Origin of the sequence: Acinetobacter sp. AL9 (assembly GCF_041464035.1) — a bacterium.
In the GTDB taxonomy this organism is placed as follows: domain Bacteria; phylum Pseudomonadota; class Gammaproteobacteria; order Pseudomonadales; family Moraxellaceae; genus Acinetobacter; species Acinetobacter towneri.
The window spans coordinates 1-473 of sequence record NZ_JAYFSK010000173.1; the positions used below are offsets into that span (position 1 = coordinate 1).

Consider the following 473-nt stretch of genomic DNA (forward strand, 5'->3'; position numbering starts at 1 on the left):
GGCGGATTCAAGCGGCAAGTGCAACAGTATAAAAACCAGCCATAACTTCACTCGGTGTATACCAACCTAGTGTTTTTCTAGGACGATGGTTGAGTGCAAATTCTATCTGCTCTATTTGTTCGTTTGACACGTCATCAAACGATGATGATTTTGGCAGATATTGCCGGATTAAACCATTCGTATTTTCATTTCTAGCTCGCTGAATAGACTTGTAAGGATCAGCAAAATACGTCTCTATGCCAGCATCAGTAATTCTTTTGTGTTCGGAAAATTCTTTGCCATTATCAAATGTCACACTATAAGCATGGCTCATTTGTAAACGATCTAATGCACAAGTAATCGTTTGAGAGGATTCTCTCGTTGACCCTAAATGAACAATATGTACATACAGGCTCTTTCGATCAACGAGAGTCAATAAAGCACCTTTATGATGTTTACCAATCACCGTGTCACCTTCGAAATCTCCTAAACGT

The 473-nt window shown here is 39.3% G+C and carries 1 pseudogene; it reads right to left on the reverse strand.

Annotated features, from left to right (window positions below):
* Positions 1-7 precede the first annotated feature (7 nt).
* Positions 8-473 (reverse strand): annotated as a pseudogene (locus tag ACEO2X_RS14165) (IS30-like element IS18 family transposase); the annotation flags it as partial.